The organism is Pseudomonas syringae group sp. J309-1 (assembly GCF_032582135.1).
Lineage (GTDB): Bacteria > Pseudomonadota > Gammaproteobacteria > Pseudomonadales > Pseudomonadaceae > Aquipseudomonas > Aquipseudomonas quasicaspiana.
The window spans coordinates 1-16,470 of the sequence record NZ_JAWHNU010000067.1; the positions used below are offsets into that span (position 1 = coordinate 1).

Annotated in this window: 15 protein-coding genes; 13 read left to right on the forward strand and 2 right to left on the reverse strand. The window is 57.8% G+C overall.

The window, feature by feature from the left end; translation table 11 throughout:
* Window positions 1-294: 294 nt before the first annotated feature.
* Window positions 295-1,266 (reverse strand): prolyl aminopeptidase, encoded by a 972-nt coding sequence (gene pip / locus RX972_RS25405; protein ID WP_027901827.1) that lies wholly within the window; start codon window positions 1,264-1,266, stop codon window positions 295-297.
* 287 nt (window positions 1,267-1,553) lie between these two features.
* Here pip and RX972_RS25410 point away from each other — a divergent pair, with 287 nt between their 5' ends.
* The 5 genes from RX972_RS25410 (at window position 1,554) to RX972_RS25430 (ending at window position 6,584) form a co-directional block, all read left to right on the forward strand.
* Window positions 1,554-4,004, forward strand: coding sequence for a glycogen/starch/alpha-glucan phosphorylase (locus RX972_RS25410; RefSeq protein WP_316879580.1), 2,451 nt, complete (start codon window positions 1,554-1,556; stop codon window positions 4,002-4,004).
* Window positions 4,005-4,313: 309 nt separating this feature from the next.
* Window positions 4,314-5,324 carry a class 1 fructose-bisphosphatase gene (locus RX972_RS25415; RefSeq protein WP_316879582.1) on the forward strand — a complete coding sequence of 337 codons (1,011 nt, stop codon included), beginning with the start codon at window positions 4,314-4,316 and terminating at the stop codon, window positions 5,322-5,324.
* Window positions 5,325-5,423: 99 nt separating this feature from the next.
* The gene (locus RX972_RS25420) at window positions 5,424-5,492 is read left to right on the forward strand and encodes a DUF924 family protein (RefSeq protein ID WP_231666893.1); all 69 of its coding nucleotides are present in this window, start codon (window positions 5,424-5,426) and stop codon (window positions 5,490-5,492) included.
* A gap of 264 nt (window positions 5,493-5,756) precedes the next feature.
* The gene (gene bamE / locus RX972_RS25425) at window positions 5,757-6,011 is read left to right on the forward strand and encodes an outer membrane protein assembly factor BamE (protein ID WP_099267946.1); all 255 of its coding nucleotides are present in this window, start codon (window positions 5,757-5,759) and stop codon (window positions 6,009-6,011) included.
* Between the two features lie 3 nt (window positions 6,012-6,014).
* Window positions 6,015-6,584 carry a lipocalin family protein gene (locus RX972_RS25430; protein ID WP_316879584.1) on the forward strand — a complete coding sequence of 190 codons (570 nt, stop codon included), beginning with the start codon at window positions 6,015-6,017 and terminating at the stop codon, window positions 6,582-6,584.
* 232 nt (window positions 6,585-6,816) lie between these two features.
* Here the strand turns inward: RX972_RS25430 and RX972_RS25435 are convergent, their stop codons facing one another.
* Window positions 6,817-8,181, reverse strand: a complete 1,365-nt coding sequence (locus tag RX972_RS25435) for a formimidoylglutamate deiminase (protein WP_316879585.1) — start codon at window positions 8,179-8,181, stop codon at window positions 6,817-6,819.
* 223 nt (window positions 8,182-8,404) lie between these two features.
* On the opposite strand from RX972_RS25435, the gene hutC reads away from it, so the two are divergent.
* From hutC to RX972_RS25475, 8 genes are all read left to right on the forward strand, one after another.
* Window positions 8,405-9,115, forward strand: a complete 711-nt coding sequence (gene hutC / locus RX972_RS25440) for a histidine utilization repressor (RefSeq protein ID WP_176560573.1) — start codon at window positions 8,405-8,407, stop codon at window positions 9,113-9,115.
* Window positions 9,112-9,714, forward strand: coding sequence for a HutD family protein (locus RX972_RS25445; RefSeq protein WP_316879587.1), 603 nt, complete (start codon window positions 9,112-9,114; stop codon window positions 9,712-9,714). Before hutC ends, RX972_RS25445 begins: the two co-directional genes overlap by 4 nt.
* 171 nt (window positions 9,715-9,885) lie before the next feature.
* Entirely contained in the window at window positions 9,886-11,064 is a 1,179-nt protein-coding gene (gene nhaA, locus RX972_RS25450; RefSeq protein ID WP_316879589.1) for a Na+/H+ antiporter NhaA, read from the forward strand.
* Window positions 11,065-11,168: 104 nt separating this feature from the next.
* Entirely contained in the window at window positions 11,169-11,702 is a 534-nt protein-coding gene (locus RX972_RS25455) for a DUF3455 domain-containing protein (RefSeq protein ID WP_316879591.1), read from the forward strand.
* 93 nt (window positions 11,703-11,795) lie between these two features.
* Complete coding sequence (locus RX972_RS25460) at window positions 11,796-12,359, forward strand: sigma-70 family RNA polymerase sigma factor (RefSeq protein ID WP_027898143.1); 564 nt, start codon at window positions 11,796-11,798, stop codon at window positions 12,357-12,359.
* Complete coding sequence (locus RX972_RS25465) at window positions 12,356-13,081, forward strand: anti-sigma factor domain-containing protein (protein WP_316879594.1); 726 nt, start codon at window positions 12,356-12,358, stop codon at window positions 13,079-13,081. Before RX972_RS25460 ends, RX972_RS25465 begins: the two co-directional genes overlap by 4 nt.
* 380 nt (window positions 13,082-13,461) lie before the next feature.
* A complete protein-coding gene (gene hutU / locus RX972_RS25470) occupies window positions 13,462-15,147 on the forward strand; it encodes a urocanate hydratase (RefSeq protein WP_231677858.1) in 1,686 nt (561 codons plus the stop codon).
* 265 nt (window positions 15,148-15,412) lie between these two features.
* Window positions 15,413-16,381 (forward strand): ABC transporter substrate-binding protein, encoded by a 969-nt coding sequence (locus RX972_RS25475; RefSeq protein ID WP_231677859.1) that lies wholly within the window; start codon window positions 15,413-15,415, stop codon window positions 16,379-16,381.
* The last annotated feature ends 89 nt before the right edge of the window (window positions 16,382-16,470 follow it).

A 16,470-nucleotide genomic window follows, 5' to 3' on the forward strand; every position in this document is an offset into this window, starting at 1 on the left:
CTCCTACCGTGAATCCCGTTCCAATTCAAACAGGCGTAGCGTCCAAATCAAGCCTCTTCAGGCGGCAAATCCAGCAACCGGGCGGCGACCTGGGGCAGCCGCGCGTTGTAGCAAGGCTTTCATGCCCATTCCTAGTGATTCAATCGCGCATCAAACGGATACCTGTGGGAGCGAATTCATTCGCGAATGCGATGTACCAAACGATGAGTTTCTATCGGATGTACCGGCCCCTTCGCGAATAAATTCGCTCCTACCGTGAATCCCGTTCCAATTCAAACAGGCGTAACGTCCCAATCAAGCCTCTTCAGGCGGCAAATCCAGCAATCGGGCGGCGACCTGTGCAGCGGCGCGGACCAAAGCATCAGTGATACCTGGCTCCGAGGCAGCATGCCCAGCGTCACGAATCACCTGCAGCTCGCTGTTCGGCCAGGCCTGGTGCAATTCCCAGGCATTATCCAGCGGGCAGATGACGTCATAACGACCGTGCACGATGATGCCCGGCAAATGGGCGATTTTCGGCATGTCGCGTATTAGCTGGTTTTCTTCGAGGAAAGAATTATTGGTGAAGTAATGGCACTCGATGCGGGCAATCGACAATGCGCGCTGAGGCTCGGAGAAGCGATCAACCACTTGCGGGTTCGGGCGCAGCGTCGCGGCGCGGCCTTCCCATGTGGACCAGGCTTTCGCAGCGTGCATCTGAGCGATCTGGTCGGTGCCGGTCAGGCGCTTGTGGAACGCGGTCAACAGATCATCGCGCTCGTCCAGCGGGATCGGCGCCACGTAATCCTGCCAGTAATCCGGAAACATGCGGCTGGCACCGGCCTGATAGAACCACTCGATTTCTTGGGGGCGCGCCAGAAAAATACCGCGCAAGATCAGAGCATGAACGCGGTCCGGGTGAGTCTGGGCATACGCCAGGGACAAAGTCGAACCCCAGGACCCGCCAAACAGCACCCACTTATCGATACCCAAGTGCTCGCGAATCCGCTCAAGATCGGCTACCAGATCCCAGGTCGTGTTGTTTTCCAGGCTTGCATGAGGCGTCGAGCGACCACAGCCACGCTGATCGAAAGTGATGATGCGATAAAGATTGGGATCGAAATAGCGACGGCTTTGCGCATCGCAACCCGCGCCTGGACCGCCATGGATAAACACCACCGGCAGACCTTCCGGTGACCCGCTTTCATCGACATACAAAACGTGCGGTGCCTCTACAGCCAGATCATGCCGGGCGTAAGGTTTGATCTGCGGATACAAGGTCTGCATAGGTGCTCCGTGAGTGCGATTCGGGTTCTTCTATTTTTTTGCCTTGAGGCATCATAAACCCGAAACGAGGAATGTTCATGCTGTCACTCGCAGCTCTTGCCGAGAGTGGAACGATCAATGCAAGCGGTTTGCCAATTGCCTGAACCGGCGAACCAGAGCGACATGTTTCTGTCGTAACGTGGGTCATGCCCTGAGTAATTTAGGAAATTTCAGGAAAGTTTTGCAGACTCGCCCTACAGTCAAAGAAATCTCATCCTTTATTCGTCTGACTACTTGAGGTCGTATCGATGTCTCAGGAACCACTCGTTCGTGACGCTGAAGTGGCTGCTTTCCGCGCCGCTGTTCTCGCCAAACTCACCTATTCGGTGGGCAAGGACCCTGACCATGCGTTTGAGCATGACTGGTTCGAAGCTGTTGCACTCGCTGCTCGTGACCACATGGTTGAGCACTGGATGGACCACACCCGGAAGATTTATCGCCAGGTTCAGAAGCGGGTTTATTACCTTTCACTGGAATTTCTTATCGGGCGTCTGCTGTACGACAGCCTGAGCAACCTCGGCCTGCTGGAGGTCGCCCGTGAGGCGATGACCGAACTGGGTGTGGACATCGAGCGCATCAAGTTGCTTGAGCCCGACGCAGCGCTGGGTAACGGCGGCTTGGGTCGTCTGGCTGCCTGTTTCATGGAAAGCATGTCGACGCTGGGCATCGCGGGTCACGGTTACGGGATTCGTTATGAGCACGGCCTTTTCCGCCAGGCCATCGTCGACGGCTGGCAGCAGGAACAGACCGAGAACTGGCTGGATTTCGGTAACCCATGGGAATTCGAACGCCCGGAAGTGGTGTACCCCATCGGCTTCGGCGGCAGTGTCGACACGCTGACCAATGAAGACGGCGAACAGCGTCAGGTCTGGCGTCCGTCGGAAACCGTTCGGGCCATTGCGTACGATACCCCGGTAGTGGGATGGCGCGGCAAAAGTGTGAACACCCTGCGTCTGTGGCGCGCCCGCGCAGTAGGCGATTTGCACCTGGAGCGCTTCAACGCCGGTGACCACTTTGGTGCAGTGGCCGAGGTGGTGCGCGCCGAAAGTATCTCTCGCGTGCTTTACCCGAACGATGCCACCGAGGCGGGCCAGGAATTACGTCTGCGCCAGGAATACTTCTTCGTCTCCGCATCACTGCAGGATTTGCTGCGCCGCCATCTGAACATGCATGCCACGTTGATGGATCTGCCGGAACACGCGGCTATCCAGATGAACGACACGCACCCGTCCATTGCCGTGGCCGAGCTGATGCGTCAGTTGATCGACAACCATGGCATCGCGTGGGACGCGGCCTGGAAGATTACCGTGGGCACCCTCGCCTACACCAACCACACCTTGCTGCCAGAAGCACTGGAAACCTGGTCGGTCGGTCTGATGGAGCGGATGCTGCCGCGCCACATGCAGATCATTTACATCATCAACGCTCAGCACATCGACACCTTGCGCGCCAAAGGCATTCACGACTTTGACGTGCTGCGTGCGGTATCGCTGATCGAAGAAGAAAACGGTCGTCGGGTGCGCATGGGCAACCTGGCTTTCCTTGGCTCTCACAGTATTAACGGCGTCTCCGCGCTGCATACCCAACTGATGCGCAAGACGGTTTTTGCCGAACTGCACAAACTGTATCCAGAGCGGATCAACAACAAAACCAACGGCATCACCTTCCGCCGCTGGCTGTTCCAGGCCAACCCCAAGCTTACCCAGATGCTCACCGAGTCGCTGGGCGAAGACGTGCTGGATAACGCTGAAACACGCTTGATCGAACTGGAGCCGTTCGCCGACAAGAGCTCGTTCCGCAAGCAATTCGCTGATCAGCGCCTGCACAGCAAGCGTGCACTGGCGGCGATCATCAAAGACCGCCTGGGGATCGTGGTCAATCCGGCTGCGATGTTCGATGTGCAAGTCAAACGGATTCACGAATACAAGCGTCAGTTGTTGAACCTGTTTCACACCGTTGCCTTGTATCAAGCCATCCGTGCTCAGCCGGGCACCGATTGGGTGCCACGCGTGAAGATCTTCGCGGGCAAGGCGGCAGCGAGTTACCACTCGGCCAAGCTGATCATCAAGCTGACCAACGACATCGCTCGTACCGTCAACAGCGACCCTACCGTCCGCGGTTTGCTCAAGGTCGTGTTCATGCCCAACTACAACGTCAGCCTGGCCGAAAGCATCATCCCGGCAGCCGACTTGTCGGAGCAGATTTCTACTGCAGGTCTGGAAGCGTCGGGCACCAGCAACATGAAATTCGGCCTCAACGGTGCGCTGACCATCGGCACACTGGACGGTGCCAACGTGGAGATGAGCGAACAGGTAGGTCTGGAGCATATGTTCATCTTCGGCATGACCTCTCGGGAAGTAGAAGCCCACAAGCAAGTAGGCGACTTCAGCGCTTACGCGGCAGCGGCGGCATCGGGTCGACTCAACGACGTCCTGCAAGCCATTCGGGGCGGGGTGTTTTCGCCGGATGATCCTAACCGCTACGCAGGCCTGATTGATCAACTGCTGGCCTATGACCGCTTTCTGGTCTGTGCCGACTTTGATTCCTACTGGGAAGCCCAGTCCCGGGTCGAAGCCCACTGGCACGACTCGAAAGAGTGGTGGCGCTCTGCGGTACTCAACACGGCGCGCATGGGTTGGTTCTCGTCGGACCGGACAATCCGGGAATACGCGGGGGATATCTGGAAGGCGCTGGATTGATGGAGTAAGCGCAAACTGCTCCCACTTTGGCAATACGGCCAATGTGGGAGCCGGGCTAGCCCGCGACAGGGCTGGACGCGGTTCACTTTAGATCGCGTCGTTCTTATCGCGGGCAAGCCCGGCTCCCACAGGGGATCGCGCTTCACCCTTCGACCACCTCGTTTCAGCCACCGTTTCAGCATTTTCCGCCTAAGCTCCGCCCACCCGTGAACTCAATGGGTGTTAACCCAGTCTTATGGGCAGTATTACGTCTCGACTCGCGCTAAACTGCGCGGGTTTTTTATTCCCCCCCTATTCTCGGAGCTATCCATGTCCCGCGTTACCCTGAGTCGCTATTTGATTGAGCAGACCCGCAGCAACAACACTCCTGCCGATCTGCGCTTCCTGATCGAAGTGGTGGCGCGAGCGTGCAAGGAAATCAGCCACGCCGTTTCCAAAGGCGCACTGGGCGGCGTGCTCGGCAGCATGGGCACTGAAAACGTTCAGGGCGAAGTGCAGAAGAAGCTCGACGTGATCTCCAACGAAATCCTGCTCGAAGCCAACGAATGGGGCGGTCACCTGGCGGGCATGGCGTCCGAAGAAATGGACAACGCTTACCAGATCCCGGGCAAATACCCGAAAGGCGCCTACCTGTTGGTTTTCGACCCACTGGACGGCTCTTCGAACATCGACATCAACGCTCCGGTCGGAACCATCTTCTCCGTACTGCGTTGCCCGAACGAATACCTGAGCCAGAACGAGCCTCTGAACGAGAAGGCTTTCCTGCAACCAGGTACTCAGCAAGTCGCCGCCGGTTATGCCATCTACGGCCCACAGACCATGTTGGTGCTGACCTTGGGCGACGGCGTCAAAGGCTTCACTCTGGACCGCGAAATGGGCAGTTTCGTACTGACCCACGAAGACATCAAGATTCCGACCTCTACTCAGGAATTCGCGATCAACATGTCCAACCAGCGTCACTGGGAAGCTCCGGTAAAACGCTACGTTGACGAACTGCTGGCAGGCGAAGACGGTCCGCTGAAAAAGAACTACAACATGCGCTGGGTTGCCGCGATGGTTGGCGACGTACACCGCATCCTGACCCGTGGTGGCCTGTTCATGTACCCACGTGACAGCCGCGAGCCTTCCAAGCCGGGCAAATTGCGTTTGATGTACGAAGCCAACCCGATGTCGTTCCTGGTGGAACAGGCTGGCGGCGCGTCCACTGACGGTCATCAGCGCATCCTCGATATCCAGCCGGATGGCCTGCACCAGCGTGTTGCGGTGTTCTTGGGCTCGAAAGAAGAAGTTGAGCGCGCGACCTCGTACCACAAGGCCTGACCCATATGACTGCCCCTTGGCTCCCGCTGCTGGAATGGTGGTTCGGTTCTGCCGGATTACCCTCCGAAGTGGCAAAAGCCAAGGGCAATCATCATCCGCTTGGGGTGCTTCCCGCACCGCAACGAAATTCTCGGCATTGCGTCAACGCCTGAAGAAATCGAATTCTGAAAGAGCCGGGCTCAAGGTTTTAAGCATATTTGTTGGAGCGAGGCTTGCCCGCGAACCCCTGGCCACACTAGTACGGATATACCGCGTTATCTTTCTTCGCGGGCAAGCCTCGCTCCAACAATATCCGGTCCCTTCGATGAAATGGATTTATGCCTCAACGGAACCAGATCCCGCTTTTCTCTTCTAAGCTTTCGGTATTACGCCAGCAACCTGCCCATCGACCGTTTGCTGCGGCGTTACCCTTTCCGTTCAGGAGCTTCATCCATGTCTCTGCGCTCTCTAGCGTTGTTGTCGTTTTGCGTGCTGCTGGCCGCATGTAGCAAGGTTAATCAGGAAAATTACTCGAAACTGTCTGCAGGCATGCCCAAGGCGGAAGTTGAACAACTGCTGGGCAGCCCGACTGAATGCTCCGGCGCGCTGGGTATGTCCAGTTGCACGTGGGGCGATCAGACCAGTTTCATCAGCGTGCAGTATGCCGCCGACAAGGTTGTGCTTTTCTCGGGTCAGGGCTTGAAATAACAGATGATCAAATTACTTGTGCGTTTTAGTCTGGTGCTAATGGCCAGCTTTCTCGCAATCGGTTTCGCGCACTCTGCTGAAAACCTCGAGCCTAAAACGGTTGGCAATGTCGACCTCAAGCAATATCAGGGCACCTGGTACGAAATTGCCCGCTTGCCGATGTTCTTCCAGCGCAAGTGCGCACAATCCGAAGCGCACTACGCCCTCAAGGAAGATGGCAACGTTGGCGTGACCAACCGCTGCCGGACGATCGAAGGCGAGTGGCAGGAAGCAACAGGCACGGCGACACCGCAAGTGCCGGGCAAAACCGACAAATTGTGGGTGGAGTTTGATAACTGGTTTTCCCGCTTGCTGCCCGGCGTAGCCAAAGGCGACTACTGGGTGCTTTACATCGGTGACGGTTACAAGACCGCTGTCGTGGGCAACCCGGACCGCAAATACCTGTGGCTGCTGTCGCGCACGCCAACGATATCGAAGGACGTAAAAGCGCATCTGCTCAGCCAGGCGCAACAGCAGGGGTACGACACCACCAAGCTGGTTTGGCGGGTTGAGGATTCGAAGATCGGGAAGTAATACACAGAACCTGTGAGACCGGCGCTGTCGCGCAGCAAACACAAGCCCCTGTGGGAGCGAATTTATTCGCGAAGGGGCCGGTCCATTCGCAGCATCTTTGTCGTCAGGAATGCCGTCTTCCCGAATAAATTCGGTCCCACAGGGTTAGCGTGAACCTCAGGTCGGCGCAAATCCTGTGGGAACGCATTTCAATTCAGAGGAATGCGTTTTGTTAGGTAGAAGTTAAGAATACTTACCCCAACAACTCCCGCAGCACCTGCGCAAACTCCCGATTGCTCTGCTCTTCCCCAGCATGATGCCCTTCGCGTACCACCCACTTGCCGTTGACCATCACGTCGCGAATCTGCCGGTCGCTGCCTGCGAATAACCAACGGTTAAGAATCCCGTCGCCGGACGCCGTAGCGATGTACGGATCATTACCGTCCAGCACCAACCAGTCCGCCCGCAGCCCCACTTCCAGTCGACCAATCGGCTGACCTAACGCCTGAGCGCCACCGACCAGCGCTGCATCAAACAACGTTCTGCCAACCATCGGCTGATCGCTGCGATACAAGCGATTGCGACGTTGATCCCGCAGCCGCTGACCGTACTCCAGCCAGCGCAACTCTTCGACGACGCTCAACGAGACATGGCTGTCTGAACCGATTCCCCAGCGCCCGCCTTGAGCGATGTAGTCCACCGCCGGAAAAATCCCGTCGCCCAGATTCGCCTCGGTGGTCAGGCACAACCCCGCGACCGCCCCGCTTTGCGCCATGAGCGCCACTTCATCAGGCTGCACATGAGTGGCGTGCACCAGACACCAGCGCTCATCCACTGGAGCGTTTTCGTACAGCCATTGCACGGGCCGACGACCGCTCCAGCTCATGCAGTCGTCGACTTCCTTTTGCTGCTCCGCGATGTGAATGTGCACCGGACATTGTTGATCGCTAGCGGCCAGCACAGTGCTGATCTGCTCAGGCGTTACCGCACGCAGCGAGTGAAAACAGAGGCCCAATTGCTGCGCTGACTGCTCACGCATTACAGGTTGCAAACGAGCCTGCAAATCAAGGTAGCTGTCGGTGCTGTGGATAAACCGTCGCTGACCTTCGTTCGGCGCTTGCCCGCCAAAACCGGAGTGACTGTAGAGCACTGGCAACAGCGTCAGTCCGATTCCAGCAGAACTCGCCGCCTGACTGATTTGCAGCGCCAGTTCCGCCGGGTCTGCGTAAGGCTTGCCGGAGGTGTCTTGATGCACGTAATGAAATTCGGCAACCGAGGTAAAGCCGCCCTTGAGCATTTCGATGTACAACTGACGGGCAATGACACCCAATTGCTGTGGGCTAATCTTTCCAACCAGGCGGTACATCAAATCCCGCCAGGTCCAGAAGCTGTCATTGGGGTTGCCTGCGACTTCCGCCAGCCCGGCCATCGCCCGCTGGAATGCGTGGGAATGCAGATTCGGCATGCCTGGCAGTAGCGGCCCTTTGAGCGACTCCGCACCCGAAGCATCAGCCTCCGTGGCGATATGAGTGATCACGCCAGCGGCGCTGACCTCAATGCGAACATTATTGGCCCAGCCATCAGGCAACAATGCACGCTCGGCAAAGAAGGCGGACATGGCTTTGCATCCCTCGAAAAGTGATTTGTATATACATATACAGACGTTTGCACGCTCGGTAAACTCCGGCAAGCTTGTCGCCGAACAGGTTAATGGTTAGCGTAAACACACGTTATTAATGTCCAGGCGCTGCAAGATCAGCGCCGACCTGCACCTGAATTACCTTCGAAAAGGATTGCCCTCAGTGCCGACTCCGCCTGCCACTTCTCCATTGGCTGCCCAAATGGGCGACAGTCCGGCCCCGCTGTACGCCCGCGTCAAGCAGATGATCGCCCAGCAGATCCAGTGCGGAAACTGGCCGCCGCATCACCGGGTGCCGTCGGAAAGCGAGTTGGTGACCCAACTGGGCTTCAGCCGCATGACCATCAACCGTGCCCTGCGTGAAATGACCGCCGAAGGCCTGTTGGTGCGTATGCAAGGCGTTGGTACTTTCGTCGCGGAGCCCAAGAGTCAGTCGGCACTGTTTGAAGTCCACAACATCGCGGATGAAATCGCGGCGCGGGGTCATCGTCACACCTGCAAGGTCATCCTCCTGAAAGAAGAAGCTGCTGGCTCCGAACGAGCTCTGGCGCTGGATATGCGCGAAGGTCAGCGGGTGTTCCATTCGTTGATCGTGCATCTGGAAAACGATCTGCCGGTGCAAATCGAAGATCGCTATGTCAACGCGTTGGTCGCACCGGACTACTTGAGCCAGGATTTCACTCAACAAACCCCCTACGCTTATCTTTCGCAAGTCGCGCCATTGACCGAAGGCGAGCATGTGGTTGAGGCCATTCTGGCCGAGCCTGATGAGTGCGAGCTGTTGCAGATCAGCCCGGGTGAACCTTGCCTCTTGATCCGCCGCCGCACGTGGTCCGGCCGCCAGCCAGTGACCGCCGCGCGCCTGATCCACCCCGGTTCCCGTCATCGCCTGGAAGGACGTTTCAGCAAATGAGCCAACTGACTGTTTTGCGCGCCGCTGACTACCCGCTCATGCCCTGGAAAAACGGCGGCGGCAGCACTGAAGAAGTGACCCGGGATGCGGGCGAAGGGCTGGAAGGTTTCGGCTGGCGTCTGTCGATTGCCGATATCCAGCAGTCCGGGGGCTTTTCCCTGTTTCCTGGCTATCAACGCATCATCACGGTGCTGCAAGGCGCGGGCATGACGCTGGATATCGACGGCAAAACGACCGAGCCACTGCTGCCCGGCGATCCCTTCGCGTTCAGCGGCGACAGCCAGGTCAGTTGCACATTGCTTGAGGGTGCGATTCGCGATTTCAACCTGATCTACTCGCCGAACCGTTATCGGGTCAGTTTGCAGTGGGTCGATGTGCTCAAACCGCAACGCCTGTTCAGTTCGGCGTCTACGCTGTTGCTGTTCAGCGCCGCAGAGCAGATGGCCGCGAACCTGGCCGAGCATCCACCGCAGTTGCTGGAAAAACACGATTGTCTGCAGCTGGATAATGAATCCGGCGCGTTGCTGGAGGTTGTGCTGTACGCCCCCCGTGCGAGCCGCTGCTGTTTGATTGAGCTGACCAAAATCCAGAACACGTGAAAACTTACTGACAGACCACTCACCTGTGGGAGCGAATTCATTCGCGAAGAGGCCAGCGCTTCACCGAAAGATTTCGGCCGACTGCAAACTAGCTTTCGCGAATGAATTCGCTCCCACAGAAGCTTGTTCCAGGCCATTTACAACGTTTCCCCAAGGACGCCCCCACCGCCAATGACTGCCGATAACAACAAAAAAGAAACCCCAAGAGCCATCGCCATTCTCGCCAGCTTTCTGGCCTCGGAATCGGCTGGCGGCATTGTGTTGATGGGCGCGGCACTCGCTGCACTGATCGTCGCCAACTCCGGCCTTTCCGCTGGCTATTTCGCGGCACTGCACAGCGTCTGGCTGGGGCTTTCCGTTGAGTTGTGGATCAACGACGGGCTGATGGCGATCTTCTTCCTGATGGTCGGCCTGGAAATCAAACGTGAAGTACTCGCGGGCGGGCTGGCCACCTGGGGTCAACGCGCCCTGCCCGGCTTTGCAGCAGCCGGCGGCATGCTGGTGCCAGCGCTGATCTACATCGCAGTCAACTGGGGCAATCAGGAAACCATGAGCGGCTGGGCGATCCCTGCCGCTACCGATATTGCATTCGCGCTGGGTGTGCTGTCACTGCTGGGTAAACGCGTACCGACTTCCCTGAAAGTCTTCCTCGCGGCGCTGGCGATTCTCGACGATCTGGGCGCCGTCACCATCATCGCTTTCTTCTACAGCAGCGGCCTGAACATGCCGATGCTGCTCGCCTCTTTTGCCACACTCGCCGTCCTGATCGTAATGAATCGCCTGGGCGTGCGTCGCCTGTCGCCGTACTTGCTGCTGGGTGCGGCTCTGTGGTTCTTCGTTCTGCAATCGGGCGTTCACGCGACCTTGGCCGGTGTCGCTCTGGCGCTGTGCATTCCTTTGGGCAAGCCTGAAGAAGAGTCTCGCTCGCCGCTGCTGTTCCTCGAAGAGAAGCTGCATTACTGGGTAGCGTTCGCCATCGTGCCTATATTCGGCTTTGCCAATGCCGGGGTGTCGTTATCGGGGATTTCCCTGCAGAACCTGATCGATCCCGTGCCACTTGGCGTTGCGCTAGGCTTGTTCGTCGGCAAGCAGATTGGTGTGTTCCTTGCCGCCGTTCTGGCCATCCGCTCCGGTCTGGCCTCGTTGCCAGAAGGCAGCAACTGGGTGCAGTTGTATGGCGTAGCGATCCTCTGCGGCATCGGTTTCACCATGAGTTTGTTTATTGGCAACCTCGCGTTCCCCGGCTCTGCGCACCTGATCGACGAAGTGAAAGTCGGCGTATTAATGGGTTCAGGACTCGCGGCGATTGCGGGTGTGATCCTGCTGCGCAGCCGAATCAGCAAGGGCTGAAAATTTATTTTCAAATCGCTGCATCCAGATGGGTTTCTCGCGGGTAGTACAGATAAGCAGCCGGTTTGGCTGTTAAGCGAAAACCCAAAACTGGAGATGTCTGCATGAACGCAAAACGCTTGCTCTGCCTGACTGGTGCTGCACTGGCTTTCACTTGCATGGCGCCCTCTGCCTTCGCTCAAAGCAACCTGCCGGAAACCGTGCGGGTTCCAGATGGCTTCAAAGTCAGCATGGAAACCACCGGTGTAGGCGAGATCACTTACGAGTGCCGCGCCAAAGCCAATGCTGCCGAAGGCATGGAATGGGCATTCGTGGGTCCCAAAGCCGTGCTCAATGATCGCAGCGGCAAGCAAGTCGGCACTTACTATGGCCCGCCAGCCACCTGGGAAGCCAAAGACGGTTCGAAAGTGACCGGTACTCAGCTCGCCGTGGCACCATCCAGCGCTGGCAACCTGCCGTACCAGTTGGTCAAAGCCAACCCGGCTGAAGGCAAAGGCGCAATGACCGGCGTTGCTTACATTCAGCGTACCGCGCTCAAAGGCGGCGTAGCGCCAGCCAAAGCGTGCGCAGAGAGCAACAAGGGCGCGAAGGAAATCGTTAAATACCAGGCCGACTATATCTTCTGGTCTGCCAAGTAATTAGCGCGAGCCTGCGCAGGAACTGGTCTATGCTCCTGCGCGGGTGCTCCGATTCAAATCGGAGTGGAAGTTCTCTGTAAACGGCGTATTGAATTGTCCTCCCACGAATCCCTGTTTGATTACGAAGCAGCACTGGATGCCTGCGCCCGTGGCGACCGGCAGGCGCTTGAGCGGCTGTATGCTCAGGAAAGCCCTCGATTGCTCGGTGTTGCGCAACGTTTGGTACGCGACAGCGCGCTGGCTCAGGACATCGTGCACGACGCCTTCATCAAGGTCTGGACCGGAGCGGCAAGCTTCGACAAAACCAAGGGGTCGGCCCGTGGCTGGATATTCAGCATCACCCGGCATCTGGCCTTGAACGCCATTCGTAACAATGCCCGTGAGGTGCAGAGCGAAGATGAAGACGAGCACGGTGAAGCCCAGGCAACGCTGGAAGGCTGGAACGAAACGGTGGACAGTTTTGACTGGCGGGTGAATCCGGGGCGGATCGAGTTCTGTCTGGAGCAGCTTGAACCGGTACGTCGCAATTGCGTGTTCCACGCGTACGTGGACGGCTATTCACATCAAGAGATTGCGCAAAAAGTCGGCGCGCCGCTGGGCACTGTAAAAGCCTGGATCAAGCGCAGCCTGAATGCATTACGGGAGTGCATCGGATGAGCAACAGCTCGGGCACTGAACCCCAAAAACCGCTCAACGAGTTGGCGGGCGAATATGTGCTGGGCACTTTGTCTACCCGGCAACGAATTGAAGTAGAGCGTCGGCTGCCCAACGAGCCTGCTTTGAGGGCCGCAGTCGATGCGTGGGAAGAACGTCTGTTGCCACTGACGGACATGGTGGAACCGAAAAGCCCGCCAGCGCATCTGTGGGCGAGGATCGAGCGCAGCCTGGATGATCTGCTTGCACCACAGAAAACCTCAAAACGCGACGTACAAAGCTGGTGGAACAACCTGTCGATCTGGCGCGGCCTGGCCGGTGCCGGCCTTGCGGCGTCGCTGGTGTTGGGCATGACCTTGCTCACTCAATCACGCACGACTCCATCGCCGTCTTATCTGGTGGTGCTGGTCGCGCCACAGGACAAAGCACCGGGCTGGGTGGTTCAGACCAGTAATTCACAAGACATCCAGCTCATCCCTCTGAGCGTTACCGAAGTGCCCGCCGACAAGGCACTGGAGTTCTGGACCAAGGGCGACGACTGGCAAGGTCCCGTGTCTCTGGGATTGGTCAAGCCGGGGCAAACCCTGCAAGTGCCACTGGATAAACTGCCGCCGTTGCAGCCCAACCAACTGTTCGAGCTGACGCTGGAACAGGCCACCGGCTCGCCGATTGGCAAACCAACCGGGCCGATCCAGTTCATCGGGCGTGCCGTTAAGGTGATCTGACCCAAACCGCGCACCAATTCGTTACTGAGCGCCCCAAAATCAAGCAAATCTTCTGCGCAGTAACATGCACAGATGGATTGGCTTGGGGGGGGGGGGTTATAGTTGTGATCGGTCTGCCAGCCCCCTGAAAAACCGATCAGGCATCCAGCCCCTCACTGCGGCTTTAAAACCCCCAACCTTTTGAATTAAATGAAGTTCTCTGTAGGAGCGCTTGCCCGCGATAGCGTCAGATCAGCCGACATATGTATAGGCTGACCCGACGCCATCGCGGGCAAGCGCGCTCCTACAGGCTGGTTTTCGAGAGTTGGTATTTCAATTGCATATGCTTGTACATACAAGTAAAGCCAAGTGCACTGAACTGATTGCTGAGGACTTCTTTCGTGACCGAGAATACCCAACACTGGACCCGCTACCGTGACGTCGAAGTTCGCGCTGCTCGCGGTACCACGCTGACCGCCAAGAGCTGGATGACCGAAGCGCCGTTGCGCATGCTGATGAACAACCTCGACCCGGAAGTTGCCGAGAACCCTAAAGAACTGGTGGTTTACGGCGGTATCGGCCGTGCAGCACGCAACTGGGAGTGCTACGACAAGATCGTCGAAAGCCTGACCAACCTGAATGATGACGAAACACTGCTGGTTCAGTCCGGCAAACCGGTCGGCGTGTTTAAGACTCACAGCAACGCGCCTCGGGTGTTGATCGCCAACTCCAACCTGGTGCCGCATTGGGCGAGCTGGGAGCACTTCAACGAACTGGATGCTAAAGGTCTGGCCATGTACGGCCAGATGACTGCAGGCAGCTGGATCTACATCGGCAGCCAGGGCATCGTACAAGGCACTTACGAAACCTTCGTCGAGGCCGGTCGCCAGCATTACAACGGCAGCCTCAAAGGCAAGTGGGTCCTGACTGCAGGCCTGGGCGGCATGGGTGGCGCACAACCACTGGCTGCCGGTATGGCCGGGGCCAGCTCGCTGAACATTGAATGCCAGCAAAGCCGCATCGATTTCCGCCTCAAGACGCGTTACGTCGATGAGCAGGCCGTTGATCTCGACGACGCCCTGGCGCGCATCGCCAAATACACCGCTGAAGGCAAAGCAATCTCCATCGCCTTGTGCGGCAACGCCGCAGAAATCCTGCCGGAAATGGTTCGTCGCGGTGTACGCCCGGACATGGTCACCGACCAGACCAGCGCTCACGACCCACTCAACGGTTACCTGCCAAAGGGCTGGACCTGGGACGAGTATCGCGCGCGCTCTTTGACCGAACCGGCAGCAGTGGTCAAAGCCGCCAAGCAGTCCATGGCTGAACACGTCGAGGCGATGCTGGCCTTCCAGAAGATGGGGATTCCGACGTTCGACTACGGCAACAACATCCGTCAGATGGCCAAGGAAGAAGGGGTAGCCAATGCGTTCGACTTCCCGGGTTTTGTACCGGCCTACATTCGTCCGTTGTTCTGCCGCGGCGTAGGGCCTTTCCGCTGGGCCGCGCTGTCGGGCGATCCGGAAGACATCTACAAAACCGACGCCAAGGTCAAAGAACTGATCCCGGACGACGCGCACCTGCACAACTGGCTGAACATGGCCCGCGAGCGCATTGCTTTTCAGGGCCTGCCAGCGCGTATCTGCTGGGTAGGCCTGGGTCAGCGCGCCAAACTCGGTCTGGCGTTCAACGAAATGGTCCGCAGCGGCGAGTTGTCGGCACCGGTTGTGATCGGCCGTGACCACCTGGATTCCGGCTCGGTCTCCAGCCCGAACCGCGAAACAGAATCCATGCAGGACGGCTCCGATGCTGTGTCCGACTGGCCACTGCTGAACGCCCTGCTCAATACCGCCAGCGGCGCGACCTGGGTTTCGCTGCACCACGGCGGCGGTGTCGGTATGGGCTTCTCGCAGCACTCGGGCATGGTGATCGTGTGCGACGGTACAGACGAAGCAGCCGAACGCATCGCCCGCGTCCTGCACAACGACCCGGCGACCGGCGTGATGCGCCATGCGGATGCGGGTTATCAGATCGCGATTGACTGCGCGAATGAGAAGGGCTTGAACCTGCCGATGGTTGGGAATTAAGGCTAGGGTGTGCCAACGATGCAATTGAATTGAATGCATTTCTGTGGGAGCGAATTCATTCGCGAAAGCGGTGTGTCAGGCGACGATACCTTTTCAGGTAGGGCCTCTTCGCGAATGAATTCGCTCCCACAGGTTCTGCATTCAGTGTCCGACCACACAGTGTTAGTGAACTGACCACCCCAAAGGACCGTCAAGTGTCCTGCAATCAGGCTTCTGGCCTTTTGATCTGGAAACTGCCACATCCATTCGCGAGGAGCGTCACGCAATGAAAACCAAAAAGGCACTGCTGTCCACGTTGATTTCACTGGGTTTGCTCACCGGCGCTGGCGCGAGTCAGGCAGCGGGTTGGTGTGAATCCGGCAAGCCGGTGAAGTTCGCCGGTCTGAACTGGGAAAGCGCAATGTTGCTGACCGACGTGTTGCAGGTGGTCCTGAACAAGGGTTATGGCTGTGAAGTCGACAGCCTGCCGGGCAATTCCATCACCATGGAAAACGCCCTGAGCACCAACGATATTCAGGTGTTTGCCGAAGAGTGGGTCGGCCGCAGCGAAGTGTGGAACAAAGCTGAGAAAGCCGGAAAAGTAGTCGGTGTCGGTAGCCCGGTCAAAGGCGCCGTCGAAGGTTGGTACGTGCCGCGCTATGTGATCGAAGGCGACGCCAAGCGCAAGCTGGAAGCGAAGGCTCCGGACCTGAAATCCATAAGCGACCTGGCCAAATACTCGACGCTGTTCAAGGACGCTGAAGAACCCGGCAAAGGCCGCTTCTACAACTGCCCGGCTGGCTGGACCTGTGAGCTGGAAAACAGCGAGATGCTGAAAAGCTACGGCCTGGAAGACAAGTACACCAACTTCCGCCCAGGCACTGGCCCGGCGCTGGATGCGGCGATTTTGTCCAGCTACAAACGTGGCGAGCCGATCCTGACTTACTACTGGTCGCCGACGCCTTTGATGGGTCAAGTAGACATGGTGCGCCTGGAAGAGAAGGATGGCGTTAACAAGACCATCGAGATCAAGGTCGGCCTGTCCAAAGCCTTCCACGAGCAGGCGCCTGAGTTGGTGTCGGTCATGGAAAAGGTCAACATCCCCATCGATCTGCTCAACCAGAACCTGGCCCGCATGACCAAGGACCGTATCGAATCGCCGAAACTGGCGAAGATCTTCCTCAAGGAACACCCTGAAGTCTGGCATGCCTGGGTGAGTGAAGAAGCGGCTAAAAAGGTGGATGCTTCGTTGTAATGGCAAGTGCTCAGCAGGAGCGCGCTTGCCCGCGATGACGGATGTACATTCGATACACCTGTATCGCCAACAAGAAATATCGCGGGCAA